We start from the raw sequence: 12,729 nt of genomic DNA, 5'->3' as shown, positions 1-12,729 counted from the left end.
ACGCATTCCAAAATGTGGGAGCGGGCTTGCTCGCGAAGGGGCCCGTCCAGACAACAAAAAAACCACTGCCCATCAGAGGCAGAGAACCTCAATAACCGTGAGGCAAAAAACCGTGATCGAGACCCTGAACCATCTCCCGCACCCGCACGAAAGCGCGGCCGCCCTCGCCGGCCATTTCACCGATCTGGCGCCACCGCTCAACGCCCGGCAGGCGCATCTGGAAGCCTCGCGCTGCCTGTATTGCTACGACGCGCCATGCGTCAACGCGTGCCCAAGCGAGATCGATATTCCGTCGTTCATCCGCAATATCCATCAGGACAACGTGCCCGGTGCGGCGCAGAAAATTCTCTCGGCGAACATCCTCGGCGGCAGTTGCGCCCGGGTCTGTCCGACGGAAATCCTTTGTCAGCAAGCCTGCGTGCGCAACAACGCCCAGGAATGCGCGCCAGTGCTGATCGGCCTGTTGCAACGCTACGCCGTGGACAACGCGCACTTCACCGAGCACCCGTTCCAGCGTGCGGCGAGCACCGGCAAGCGCATCGCCGTGGTCGGCGCCGGGCCAGCGGGTTTGTCCTGCGCCCACCGCAGTGCGATGCACGGGCATGACGTGGTGATTTTCGAAGCACGGGAGAAGGCTGGCGGCCTCAACGAATACGGGATCGCCAAGTACAAACTGGTCGACGACTACGCGCAGAAGGAGCTGGATTTCCTCCTGCAGATCGGCGGCATCGAAATCCGTCACGGACAGAAACTCGGCGAGAATCTGACCCTCAGCGAGCTGCATCAGCAGTTCGACGCGGTGTTCCTCGGCCTCGGCCTCAACGCCAGCAAACAGCTCGGTCTGGCCCACGAAGACGCGCCCGGCCTGCTCGCCGCCACCGACTACATCCGCGAACTGCGCCAGGCCGATGACCTGACGCAACTGCCACTGGCCGAACGCTGCATCGTCCTCGGCGCCGGCAACACCGCGATCGACATGGCCGTGCAAATGGCCCGCCTCGGAGCGCGTGACGTGAATCTGGTATATCGCCGGGGCGCGGCGGACATGGGCGCCACCGGTCACGAACAAGACATCGCCAAAGCCAATCAGGTGCGCCTGCTGACCTGGGCACAACCGGAGGAAGTGCTGCTCGACTCGCAAGGCAAGGTGCGCGGCATGCGTTTCGCCCGTACACAACTGGTCGACGGTCGCCTGCAAACCACTGGCGAGACCTTCGAACTGGTCGCCGACGCGATCTTCAAAGCCATCGGCCAGGCCTTCGACAGCAGCGCCCTCGCCGACCCGCTGGCCCGTGAACTCAAGCGTCAGGGCGAACGGATTCAGGTCGATGACAACCTGCGCACCAGCATTCCCGGCGTGTATGCCGGCGGCGACTGCACCAGCCTCGATCAGGACCTCACCGTGCAAGCGGTGCAACACGGCAAACTCGCCGCCGAGGCGATCAATGCGCAACTGATGCTCAACGTGGAGGCTGCATAAATGGCCGATCTCTCGATAGTCTTCGCCGGCATCAAAGCGCCCAATCCGTTCTGGCTGGCCTCCGCGCCACCGACCGACAAGGCCTACAACGTGGTCCGCGCCTTCGAGGCCGGCTGGGGTGGCGTGGTCTGGAAAACCCTCGGCGAGGACCCGGCAGCGGTCAACGTCTCGTCGCGCTACTCGGCGCACTACGGCAACAACCGCGAGGTGCTGGGCATCAACAACATCGAACTGATCACCGACCGCTCGCTGGAAATCAACCTGCGCGAGATCACACAGGTCAAGAAGGACTGGCCGGACCGTGCGCTGATCGTCTCGCTGATGGTGCCGTGCGTCGAGGAATCGTGGAAACACATCCTGCCGCTGGTGGAAGCCACCGGTGCTGACGGCATCGAGCTGAATTTCGGTTGCCCGCACGGCATGCCCGAGCGCGGCATGGGCGCGGCGGTCGGTCAGGTGCCGGAGTACGTCGAGCAGGTGACGCGCTGGTGCAAGACCTATTGCTCGCTACCGGTGATCGTCAAACTGACACCGAACATCACCGACATCCGTGTCGCCGCCCGCGCTGCGCATCGCGGGGGCGCCGATGCGGTGTCGCTGATCAACACCATCAACTCGATCACCAGCGTCGACCTGGAACACATGGTCGCCCTGCCCACCGTCGGCAGCAAGAGCACCCACGGCGGTTACTGCGGCTCGGCCGTCAAACCGATCGCGCTGAACATGGTCGCCGAAATCGCCCGTGATCCACAGACCCAGGGCCTGCCGATCTGCGGCATTGGTGGCATCGGCAGTTGGCGTGACGCGGCGGAGTTCATCGCGCTGGGCAGTGGCGCGGTGCAGGTGTGCACGGCGGCGATGCTCCACGGTTTCCGGATTGTCGAGGAGATGAAGGACGGGCTGTCGCGCTGGATGGACAGCCAAGGCTACGCCAACATCGCCGAGTTCTCCGGGCGCGCGGTGGGCAATACCACCGACTGGAAGTACCTCGACATCAACTACCAGGTAATCGCCAAGATCGACCAGGACGCGTGCATCGGTTGCGGGCGTTGCCACATTGCTTGCGAGGACACTTCACACCAAGCGATCAGCAGCTTGAAACAGGCCGACGGCACGCATAAATATGAAGTGATCGATGATGAGTGTGTCGGCTGCAATCTGTGCCAGATCACTTGTCCGGTGGCGGACTGTATCGAGATGGTGCCGATGGAAACCGGCAAGCCGTTTCTGGACTGGAATCATGATCCGAGGAATCCTTACCACGTTGCCGTCTAGATCGCCGGCTGATCCAACAGCCCCCTCACCCTAACCCTCTCCCAAAGGGAGAGGGGACTGATTGGGGGATATTTCAGAAATCCACCGACTTGAGCGATTTACTTTGAATCCATAATCGATACATGCACAGGCACGGACGGCTTTGAATCCAAAATCGATACATGCACAGGCACGGACGGCTTTGAATCCAAAATCGATGCATGCACAGGCACGGACGGCTTTTTGAGTCCATATTCGACTGGATTTTTCAGGTCGATGTAACTCGCAAGACACCTCGGTCGGCCCCCTCTCCCTCCGGGAGAGGGCTGGGGTGAGGGTCAGCTCTTGCTTCAGGGCTCCAACCCGATCCCGCGCAAAATCACACTGGTCACCGTCTGCACCGCCCGCTCGAACTGCATGTCCGACAGCGGTTGATGCTCGTTGAGAATATTCACCTGATGATCGAAGTCGGCGTAATGCTGGGTCGAAGCCCAGATCATGTACAGCAGGCTCGACGGCTCCACCGGCAGAATCCGCTTGTCCTCAACCCATTGGCGGATCTTCGCTTCCTTCATTTTCGCCCAGTCATACAGGCTGACATCCAGCGCCTCGCCTAACGTTGGCGCGCCGTGGATGATCTCGTTGGCCCAGACTTTCGAGCCGTGCGGCCGGCTGCGCGAGTGGTTCATCTTGGCGCGGATGTAGCTGCTGAGCACCACCCGCGGGTCATCGAACATCTCGAAGCACAGCGCGTCCTGTTTCCACACCTCCAGCAGGTCGAACAGCACCGCGCTGTACAGTTCGCTTTTGGTCGAGAAGTAGTAATGCAGGTTGGAACGCGGCAGCTGCACTTCGGCGGCGATGTCGGCCATGGCGGTGCCGCCGAAACCTTTTTCGGCGAAGACTTTTTCCGCCGCGAGCAGGATTTTCTCGACGTTACTGCGACGGATCTCGATCTTGTGATTGCCCATGAGGGCTCCCTGACAACGACGTTGTTGAAGACTAGCATCCGCTCTGGCCTCGGGGCGACCGCTGCAAACAAAACTTCGTATGAAGGCCGGCGCATGGCTAAACTGGCGCTTCTTTGTCCTGCCTCAGAGGTATCCGCGATGCTGTTCAAGAACGTCCTGACCACCACTGCCCTGCTCGCTTCGCTGTTCGCCGCATCTTCGGTTTTCGCCCACGCCCACCTGAAAAGTGCCACCCCGGCCGCCGACAGCACCGTCGCCACGCCGGCCGATCTGCGCCTGACCTTTTCTGAAGGCGTCGAAGCCAGTTTCACCAAAGTCAGCCTGACCCACGACGGCGCCCCGGTCGCAATCAAACCGCTGACCACCGAAGGCGACAAGAAAACCCTGATCGTCACCCCTGCCGCACCGCTCGGTGCCGGTGAATACAAAGTCGAATGGCACGCGGTGTCGGTCGACACACACAAGAGCGAAGGCGCCTACCAGTTCAAGGTTGGCCAGTAATTCATGAGTGAAGCGCTGGTGCTGTGCCGTTTTGTGCATTTCAGCGCGGTGTTGATGCTGTTCGGCGCCTGGTTGTTCCGGCTGTTGCTGCTCAAGGCACCAGTGCCGACGTTGGATCGGCATCTGGCGCGACTGGCGCGTGGGCTGACCGCGATTGCGTTGGTCAGCGGTGTCACCTGGGCACTGTTGATCACCGCGAGCATGGCCGGTTCGGCGGCGGCAGCGTTCGATCCGGACACTGTTGGCGTGGTGCTCGGCAACACCTTTTTCGGCCAGGTCTGGCGCTGGCATCTGCTGATCAACGCGCTGTTGCTGGCACTGCTGTTCACGCCGTGGCGTTCGAATGTGCTGCTGCGCCTGGGCTTGAGCGCGCTGCTCTTGGCGACCCTGGCGCCGGTCGGTCACGGCGCGATGCTCGACGGCCTCAGCGGGCAACTGCTGATCCTCAACCAGATCGTTCATCTGACTTGCGTCGCTGCATGGCTGGGCGGCTTGTTGCTGTTGGTGTTGATCCTGCGTCAGCCGAGCACAGCAATGGGCCGGATCCTGCAACGCTTCAGCGGTGTCGGTTATGCGATCGTTGGCGGCCTTCTGATCACCGGGTTGATCAACGTGCGCGTGCTGACCGGGCAATGGTGGCCGACGCCGCTCTTTGCAGGGTTTGCCTTGATTCTGCTGATCAAGGCCTTGCTGGTGCTGGGCATGCTCGCGCTGGCGCTGTTCAATCGCTTGCGGATTGATGATTGCGAACAGCGGATGGGCGCGCTCAAGCGCAGTGTGGTGCTGGAGTGGTTGTTGGGGATGGGTGCGGTGGCGGCCGTCTCCCTGCTCGGTACCCTGCCGCCGATGATTGCTGGATAAACCCAATCAGACTGTGGGAGCGGGCTTGCTCGCGAAGGCTGTGTATCAGATACGAAAATATCGCCTGACACACCGCTTTCGCGAGCAAGCCCGCTCCCACATTTTTGATCTGCGCAGGTCAATGCGGTTGTGTGTCACCCGCCGCGGTGTCGATGCTGACCACCACCGACATCCCCGGGCGCAAGCGTTCCTCTTCCTGCTGCCCCTCATCAATGGTGATCCGCACCGGCACGCGCTGGGCGATTTTCACGAAGTTGCCGGTGGCGTTGTCGGCCTGCAACAGGGCAAATTCCGAACCGGTGCCGGGCGAAATGTGCTGCACATGGCCGGTGAACTTGCGGTGGTTCAGCGCATCAACGGTGAAGCGCACCGGCTGCCCGACGCGCACATTGTTCATCTGGGTTTCCTTCATGTTGGCGATCACCCATTTCTGGTTCGGCACCAACGCCATCAGTTGCGCACCGGAGTTGACGTAAGCGCCCAGGCGCACGCCGATCTGCCCGAGCTGGCCGTCACGCGGGGCGACGATGCGCGTATTCGACAAGTCGATCCGCGCCAGTTGCACCGCCGCTTCAGCGCTGGCCACCGAGGCTTCCAGCGAACCGCGATTGACGATCACCGTCTGCAGATCCTGCCGGGCGATTTCCAGATTGGCCTTGGCCTGCGCCACCGCCGCAATGCTCTGCGCATTGGCCGCGAGCGTCACGTCCATCTCGCGTTTCGACACCGAGCCGTCACTCACCAGCTCCTTGTTACGCCGCAGATCCGCCTCGCTTTTGCGCAACTGCGCTTCGCTGTCGGCCACCACCGCCTGACGCAGTTTGATCGTCGCTTCGGCGCTGTTACGTTGCTGCACCACGTTGGCCAGCGCGGCTTTCTGCACCGCCAGTTGCGCCAGCGACTGGTCGAGGCGCTGCTGATAAATCCGGTCGTCCAGGCGCACCAGCAGATCGCCGGCCTTCACGTACTGGAAGTCCTGCACCGGCACCTCGAACACATAACCGCTGAGCTGCGGGCCGATGATCGTCACCTGGCCACGCACCAGGGCGTTTTCAGTGGTTTCGACCGCACTGCTGAACGGCGGCAACTGCCAGGCGTAGAGCACGATCAGCACACCGACGATGGCAATCGCGGCAAAGCCCAGCGACGAGATGATCCGCACCCGCAGCGAGCGCGGCTCGGTGTTCGGCGAGGACGGCGGTGCCACGCCTTCCGGGGTGGCGGCGATGGCATTGGTGGTTGTGGTGGTGGGTTCGGTCATGAATTGGAAGCACCGCTAGGAGGTACGGAAGGCGCGGGGTCGACGGCTTTGGTGGTGCTCATCAGCCACAGCGCACGAATGGACAGCCAGATCATGGTCAGCACCGCAATCACGGCGATCAGCATGAATACATCGTTATAGGCCAGCACGTTGGCTTCGCGAGTGGCCGCGTTGGACAGGCTGCGCATCCCGGCCAGATTGCGCAGGCTCGGGTCGGCCAGCAAGGAACCGTAAGCCGACCCGCCGCTCTGCACACGGGCAGCCACCAACGGATCGGACAACGTCAGATGCTCGACCAGGTGACTGGAATGGAATTTCTCGCGCACGATCTGGAACGTGCCCAACAACGCCGCGCCAAGCAGGCCGCCGAGGTTGTTGCAGATCCCGAACAACACCGAAAAACTCACCAGATTGCGCGGATTGGTCAGCACGTTGCGGGTGCCGAACACCATGGTCGGCCCAAGAAAAAACGTGCTGCCGAAGGCCAGCAGAAACTGGCTGAAATACAGGTTTTGCGGGCGGGTCAGGTTATTGGAAAAACTGTCCATCACCGAACCGGTCGCCATCAGCGCCAGCGAGATGATCAACGGCATCAGCAGGTGCTTGGGGTCGATGGTCAGGGCGCTGGTCGCCAGCCCGGCGACGCTGCCGATCAGCATCACCACATACAGGCTGTGCAACTGCTCATAACCCATGTTGAGGTTCTGCATGAAACCGACGGCGCCGGTGGACTGTTCCGAGGTGACCATGCGGATCAGGGTCACCGCCAGCGCCAGGCGGATCATCGTGCCGCTGCCGAGCCAGCGGGTCATCAGCATCGGGTTGCTGCGATTGTGTTCGATCGCCAGGCCGGCGAGGATCAGGGCAATCGAGGCCGCCAGCGCGTAGCCGATCCAGTTGGCTTCCAGCCACCAGTCGATGCGTCCCAGCGACAACACCGCGCAGAGCAGCGCCACGCCGCTGGCGAGAATGGCGAAGGTCAGAAAGTCCAGCGGCTCGAAGGTTTTGAAGCGATCACCGGGCGGCAACTTGAGCAGCAGCACGCAGCCCAGCGACAGCAAGGCCATGCCCAATTCGAACAGGTACAAGCCGCGCCATTCGGCAATCTGCAGCAAGTCTTCGGAGAACAGGCGCGCCAGCGGCAGCGCCAGTTGCGAGGCGCCGAGGCCCAGCACCAGCGCTTTCAACCGCCATTTGGCCGGAAACGCCTGAACCATGTAATACAGACCCAGCGAACTCAGCGCCGCACCGACCATGCCGTGCGCCGCCCGCACCGCGATGGCCGAGCTCAAGTCGTTGACGAACAGATGACCGAACGTCACTAGCGCATACAGCACCAGAAACACTTCGGTGAATGCACGCAGGCCAAACTGCTGGCGAAACTTCACCAGCAGCAGGTTCATCGACACGTTGGTCATCACGTAAGCAGCTGGCAGCCAGGCCATCTCCGCCGTGGTCGCGCCCAGCGCGCCTTGCAGGTAAGGCAGGTTGGCGACCACCAGCGAGTTACCCAAACCACCGGTCACCGCCACCAGCAGCCCGACCAGCGCATAGGCCAGGCGCTTGGGGTTGGAGTGCAGCGGCGTCGAGGGGGAACCGGGCAGACTGGGCTTCTCGTGAGGCTGCCAGTCGCGCGGGGCGTATCGATCCATTGAAAGGCCTTGTGCTTGTGTTGCCGGGAGTTTGCCGCAAATCTTGCGGCAAACCCACAATCCTGTGGGAGCTGGCTTGCCGGCGATGACGGCAGTCGGCTCGGCAACAGGCTGACTGGCAGACCGTTATCGCGGGCACGCCCGCTCCCACAGGGTTCGCGGTGGATTCGTAAATTCTGTTTAAAGGTCCTCTCGCCCGCAACGGATTTTTCCCGCGGCGGGCAACTGCCACCCTTGCAGCCCTTCTCAACCTGCAAGGTGCCCGTTATGACCACGCCCCACCGGCAACGCTCCCCACGCCTGCTGAAAAACCTTCTGGCTGCCGCCCTGTTGCTGCCCGCCCTCGCCTTCGCCCAGGAACGCCCGTGGCCGGACGGCTCGCAACTGGTGATTTCGGTGTCGATGCAGTTCGAAACCGGCGGCCAGCCCGAAGGTGCGGAAAGTCCGTTTTCCGGCAGCCCATTGCCCAAGGGCTACCCGGATCTGCCGGCGCAGACCTGGTTTGATTATGGCTACAAGGAAGGCCTGTGGCGGATGCTCGACCTGTGGGATCGCACCGGGATCAAGGTCACCTCGCATGTGGTCGGCGAAGCGGCGCTCAAGCACCCGGAACTGGCGAAAGCGATTGCCGAGCGCGGCCACGAACTGGCAGCCCACGGCATGCGCTGGGCCGATTCCTACAACATGAGTTACGACCAGGAAAAACAGTTCATCGGCGACGGTGTCAACGCGGTGGAAAAACTCACCGGCCAGCGCTCGGTGGGCTACAACGCCAACTGGCTGCGGCGCAGCCCCAACACGCTGAAGGTCCTGCAAGACCTGAATTTCACCTACCACATCGATGATGTCAGCCGCGACGAACCGTTCGTGACCATGGTCCGTGGGCGCAAATTCGCCGTGGTGCCGTATACCTTGCGCAACAACGACATCGTGTTGATCGAGGGTCGGCATTTCTCCGCCGAGCAGTTCTATCAGCAACTGGTTCTGGAATTTGATCGGCTGTACTCCGAAGGAGCTGGCAAGCGGCGGATGATGTCAGTGAGTCTGCACGATCGCATCGGCGGCACTCCGGCGATGGTCGAGGCGATGGAACGCTTTATCCGCTATGCGCAGGCGCATCCGAAGGTGACATTCATGCGCAAGGACCAGATCGCCCGGATCGTCCTGACCGAGAAAAACCCGCTGATCGACAACACAGAGGCGCTCTATAACCGGTAAACCCGCCGAAAACAGCCCTCTTCGCAGCATTTGGAGGGCTGCCACCTCGTGCAAAATAATCGTAACAAGCCCTGTTGACTTTTACGGAAAACCTCGCAACTATCCGCAACCATGTTGTACGACGACGTATGACAAATAATAAAAACAACAACAGGGAGCGTCACAGTGAGCACACTCGTCTGCAATTCCGTTCGCACGTCCCGTATTTCCTTCCCCCGCCCGTGTTCCACCCTGAGTTTGATCGGCTGCAGCAGCCTCGCCCTGGTTTTGCCGATGAGCGCCGACGCCGAAGGCTTCCTCGAAGACAGCAAAGCCACGCTGAACCTGCGCAACGCCTACTTCAATCGCAACTTCGTCAACCCGAACTACCCGCAGGGCAAGGCTGAAGAGTGGACGCAAAACTTCATCCTTGATGCCAAATCCGGCTTCACCCAAGGCACCGTCGGCTTCGGTCTCGATGTGCTGGGGATGTATTCGCAAAAACTCGATGGCGGCAAGGGCACCGGCGGTACGCAACTGTTGCCGATTCACGATGACGGGCGTCCGGCGGACAACTTCGGTCGCCTCGGCGTGGCGCTGAAGGCCAAGGTGTCGAAGACCGAATTGAAGGTTGGCGAATGGATGCCGGTGCTGCCGATCCTGCGCTCGGACGATGGCCGCTCGTTGCCGCAGACCTTTCGCGGTGGCCAGATCACCTCCACCGAAATCAACGGCCTGACCCTCTACGGTGGGCAGTTCCGTGGCAACAGCCCGCGCAACGACGCCAGCATGGAAGACATGTCGATGAACGGCCGCGGCGCCTTCACCTCCGACCGTTTCAACTTCGGCGGCGGCGAATACACCTTCAACGACAAGCGCACCCTGGTCGGCGTGTGGTACGCCGAACTCAGCGACATCTACCAGCAGCAGTATTTCAACCTCAGCCACAGCCAGCCGCTGGGTGACTGGACGCTGGGCGCCAACCTCGGTTTCTTCACCGGCAAGGAAGACGGCAGCGCCCAGGCCGGCGACCTCGATAACAAGACCGCGTTCGCCATGCTGTCGGCCCGCTACGGCGGCAACACCTTCTATGTCGGCCTGCAAAAACTCAGCGGCGATGACGCGTGGATGCGGGTCAACGGCACCAGCGGCGGCACCCTGGCCAACGACAGCTACAACGCCAGTTATGACAACGCCAAAGAGCGCTCCTGGCAGTTGCGGCATGACTACAACTTTGTCGCCCTCGGCATTCCCGGCCTGACCCTGATGAACCGCTACATCAGCGGCGATAACGTGCACACCGGGACGATAACCGACGGCAAGGAATGGGGGCGCGAGTCGGAACTGGGATACACCGTGCAGAGCGGGCCGCTGAAAAACCTCAACGTGAGATGGCGCAACGCGACGATACGCCGGGACTTCAGCACCAATGAGTTCGACGAGAACCGGGTCTTTATCAGCTATCCGATTTCGTTGTTGTAAAGCCAGTCCTCACACCGGGTTTCCCTGTGGGAGCGAGCTTGCTCGCGAATGCGTCGGGTCAGTCAATTCATCTTTCAATGACACACCGCTTTCGCGAGCAAGCCCGCTCCCACAGGGGGATTGCATTGCAACGAAGGCGTCGCGGTGATTGAAAAGTGAATGAGCCCCTTCCGTCATTTACCCCAAAAGTCGCGTTGACAAGTTCCGGAAACCCTACCGATACTTCAGCGCAGTCATACGACAACCTACAACAAACCTAATAACAACGTGTAAGGGATTGCCATGACGTCTACCTCTATTCCCCGCGCCCCGTTCAACCGTCTGCTGCTGACCGGCGCTGCCGGTGGCCTGGGCAAAGTCCTGCGCGAACGTATGCGCCCTTATGCCCATGTCCTGCGCCTGTCGGACATCGCCGCCCTCGCCCCAGCCATTGATGATCGCGAAGAAATCGTCCCCTGCGACCTTGCCGACAAACAGGCAGTGCACCAACTGGTCGAAGGCGTCGACGCGATCCTGCATTTCGGCGGTGTCTCCGTGGAGCGGCCCTTCGAAGAAATCCTCGGCGCCAACATCTGCGGCGTATTTCACATCTACGAAGCTGCACGCCGCCATGGTGTGAAGCGAGTGATCTTCGCCAGTTCCAACCACGTCATCGGCTTCTACAAACAGGACGAGCCGCTCGACGCCAGCTGCGCCCGCCGCCCCGACGGCTACTACGGATTGTCCAAGTCCTACGGCGAAGACATGGCCAGTTTCTACTTTGATCGCTACGGCATCGAGACCGTCAGCATCCGCATCGGCTCCTCGTTCCCCGAGCCGCAGAACCGCCGAATGATGCACACCTGGCTGAGTTTCGACGACCTCACGCAATTGCTCGAACGCGCGCTGTACACGCCAAACGTGGGCCATACCGTGGTCTATGGAATGTCCGCCAACAAGGACGTCTGGTGGGACAACCGCTTCGCCAGCCACCTCGGTTTTGAAGCCAAGGACAACTCCGAAGTGTTCCGCGAAAAAGTCGAAGCGCAGCCAATGCCCGCCGCCGATGACCCGGCGCGGGTCTATCAGGGCGGCGCGTTCGTCGCGGCCGGCCCCTTCGGCGACTGAACACTCTGCCAACGACGCAAAGGAATGAGTATGCAAGCCGAATTGATCGTCGATGCGCGCAACGCCGTGGGCGAAAGCCCGGTCTGGGTGCCGCAGGAAAACGCGCTGTATTGGGTCGATATTCCCAACGGCGGGCTGCAACGCTGGAGCGCTGACACCGGCCATGTGCATGCCTGGAAAACCCCGCAAATGCTCGCCTGCATCGCCCGTCACAGCGGTGGCGGCTGGGTTGCCGGCATGGAGAACGGCTTTTTTCATCTGCACCCGCACAGCGATGGCAGCCTCGACAGCGAATGGCTCGCCACCGTCGAGCACAGCCGAGCAGACATGCGCCTCAACGACGGTCGCTGCGACCGCCAGGGCCGTTTCTGGGCTGGCAGCATGGTGCTGAACATGGGCCTGAACGCATCCGAAGGCCGCCTCTACCGCTACGGCGCCGGGCAGTCTGGTGTGATCGAAGCGCAACTCGACGGGTTCATCGTGCCCAACGGCCTCGGCTTCAGCCCTGACGGCAAGACGATGTACCTGTCCGATTCACATCCGCACGTGCAATTGATCTGGGCCTTCGATTACGACACCGAGACCGGCACCCCGTCGAATCGGCGGATCTTCGTTGACATGAACCACTTCCCCGGCCGGCCGGATGGCGCTGCCGTGGATGCCGAAGGCTGCTACTGGATCTGCGCCAACGACGCCGGACTGATTCACCGTTTTGCCCCGGACGGCCGCCTCGATTTCTCGCTGGAAGTGCCGGTGAAGAAACCGACGATGTGTGCCTTCGGCGGCAGCCGCATGGACACCCTCTTCGTGACCTCGATTCGCCCCGGCGACGACCGCGATCCGCAATCCCTGGCCGGCGGCGTGTTCGCCCTCAACCCTGGGGTCAAAGGCCTGGAAGAACCGCTGTTCGACGATTCCCTGTAACACCCGCCTCTGCTGCACCGCTGCGCCTTGAACACAACA

11 protein-coding genes are annotated in these 12,729 nt (G+C 61.6%); 8 read left to right on the top strand and 3 right to left on the bottom strand.

The genetic code is table 11. The annotated features are described in order from the left end of the window. The first annotated feature begins 112 nt into the window (after positions 1-112). Both E4T63_RS11410 and preA read left to right on the top strand, forming a co-directional pair. Positions 113-1,480 carry an NAD(P)-dependent oxidoreductase gene (locus tag E4T63_RS11410; RefSeq protein WP_135295492.1) on the top strand — a complete coding sequence of 456 codons (1,368 nt, stop codon included), beginning with the start codon at positions 113-115 and terminating at the stop codon, positions 1,478-1,480. After that, complete coding sequence (gene preA, locus E4T63_RS11405; protein WP_135295491.1) at positions 1,481-2,755, top strand: NAD-dependent dihydropyrimidine dehydrogenase subunit PreA; 1,275 nt, start codon at positions 1,481-1,483, stop codon at positions 2,753-2,755. A gap of 329 nt (positions 2,756-3,084) precedes the next feature. On the opposite strand, the gene E4T63_RS11400 is transcribed toward preA, so the two are convergent. Continuing rightward, a complete protein-coding gene (locus E4T63_RS11400) occupies positions 3,085-3,705 on the bottom strand; it encodes a TetR/AcrR family transcriptional regulator (protein ID WP_007965266.1) in 621 nt (206 codons plus the stop codon). Positions 3,706-3,843: 138 nt separating this feature from the next. Here E4T63_RS11400 and copC point away from each other — a divergent pair, with 138 nt between their 5' ends. Then, a complete protein-coding gene (gene copC / locus E4T63_RS11395) occupies positions 3,844-4,206 on the top strand; it encodes a copper homeostasis periplasmic binding protein CopC (RefSeq protein WP_098968231.1) in 363 nt (120 codons plus the stop codon). Between the two features lie 3 nt (positions 4,207-4,209). Beyond that, positions 4,210-5,067: a copper homeostasis membrane protein CopD gene (gene copD / locus E4T63_RS11390; protein WP_135295490.1), complete on the top strand. Its 858-nt coding sequence runs from the start codon at positions 4,210-4,212 to the stop codon at positions 5,065-5,067. A 118-nt stretch (positions 5,068-5,185) separates the two neighbouring features. On the opposite strand, the gene E4T63_RS11385 is transcribed toward copD, so the two are convergent. Continuing rightward, complete coding sequence (locus tag E4T63_RS11385; RefSeq protein ID WP_027613204.1) at positions 5,186-6,328, bottom strand: HlyD family secretion protein; 1,143 nt, start codon at positions 6,326-6,328, stop codon at positions 5,186-5,188. Further along, positions 6,325-7,980 carry an MFS transporter gene (locus E4T63_RS11380; RefSeq protein ID WP_135295489.1) on the bottom strand — a complete coding sequence of 552 codons (1,656 nt, stop codon included), beginning with the start codon at positions 7,978-7,980 and terminating at the stop codon, positions 6,325-6,327. Before E4T63_RS11380 ends, E4T63_RS11385 begins: the two co-directional genes overlap by 4 nt. A 267-nt stretch (positions 7,981-8,247) precedes the next feature. Between E4T63_RS11380 and E4T63_RS11375 the strand changes: the two genes are divergently transcribed. The 4 genes from E4T63_RS11375 (at position 8,248) to E4T63_RS11360 (ending at position 12,690) form a co-directional block, all read left to right on the top strand. After that, the gene (locus tag E4T63_RS11375) at positions 8,248-9,198 is read left to right on the top strand and encodes a polysaccharide deacetylase family protein (RefSeq protein ID WP_135295488.1); all 951 of its coding nucleotides are present in this window, start codon (positions 8,248-8,250) and stop codon (positions 9,196-9,198) included. A 165-nt stretch (positions 9,199-9,363) separates the two neighbouring features. Next, complete coding sequence (locus tag E4T63_RS11370; RefSeq protein WP_098968228.1) at positions 9,364-10,659, top strand: OprD family porin; 1,296 nt, start codon at positions 9,364-9,366, stop codon at positions 10,657-10,659. A 282-nt stretch (positions 10,660-10,941) separates the two neighbouring features. Further along, positions 10,942-11,766 (top strand): NAD-dependent epimerase/dehydratase family protein, encoded by an 825-nt coding sequence (locus E4T63_RS11365; protein WP_135295487.1) that lies wholly within the window; start codon positions 10,942-10,944, stop codon positions 11,764-11,766. 30 nt (positions 11,767-11,796) lie between these two features. Next, on the top strand, positions 11,797-12,690 hold the full coding sequence (locus E4T63_RS11360) for an SMP-30/gluconolactonase/LRE family protein (RefSeq protein ID WP_135295486.1): 894 nt from the start codon (positions 11,797-11,799) through the stop codon (positions 12,688-12,690). Positions 12,691-12,729 lie beyond the last annotated feature (39 nt).

Origin of the sequence: Pseudomonas fluorescens, from assembly GCF_004683905.1 — a bacterium.
Lineage (GTDB): Bacteria > Pseudomonadota > Gammaproteobacteria > Pseudomonadales > Pseudomonadaceae > Aquipseudomonas > Aquipseudomonas putida_A.
Note: the sequence above shows the minus strand (reverse complement) of the source record. Positions and strands in the feature narration are given on the sequence as shown.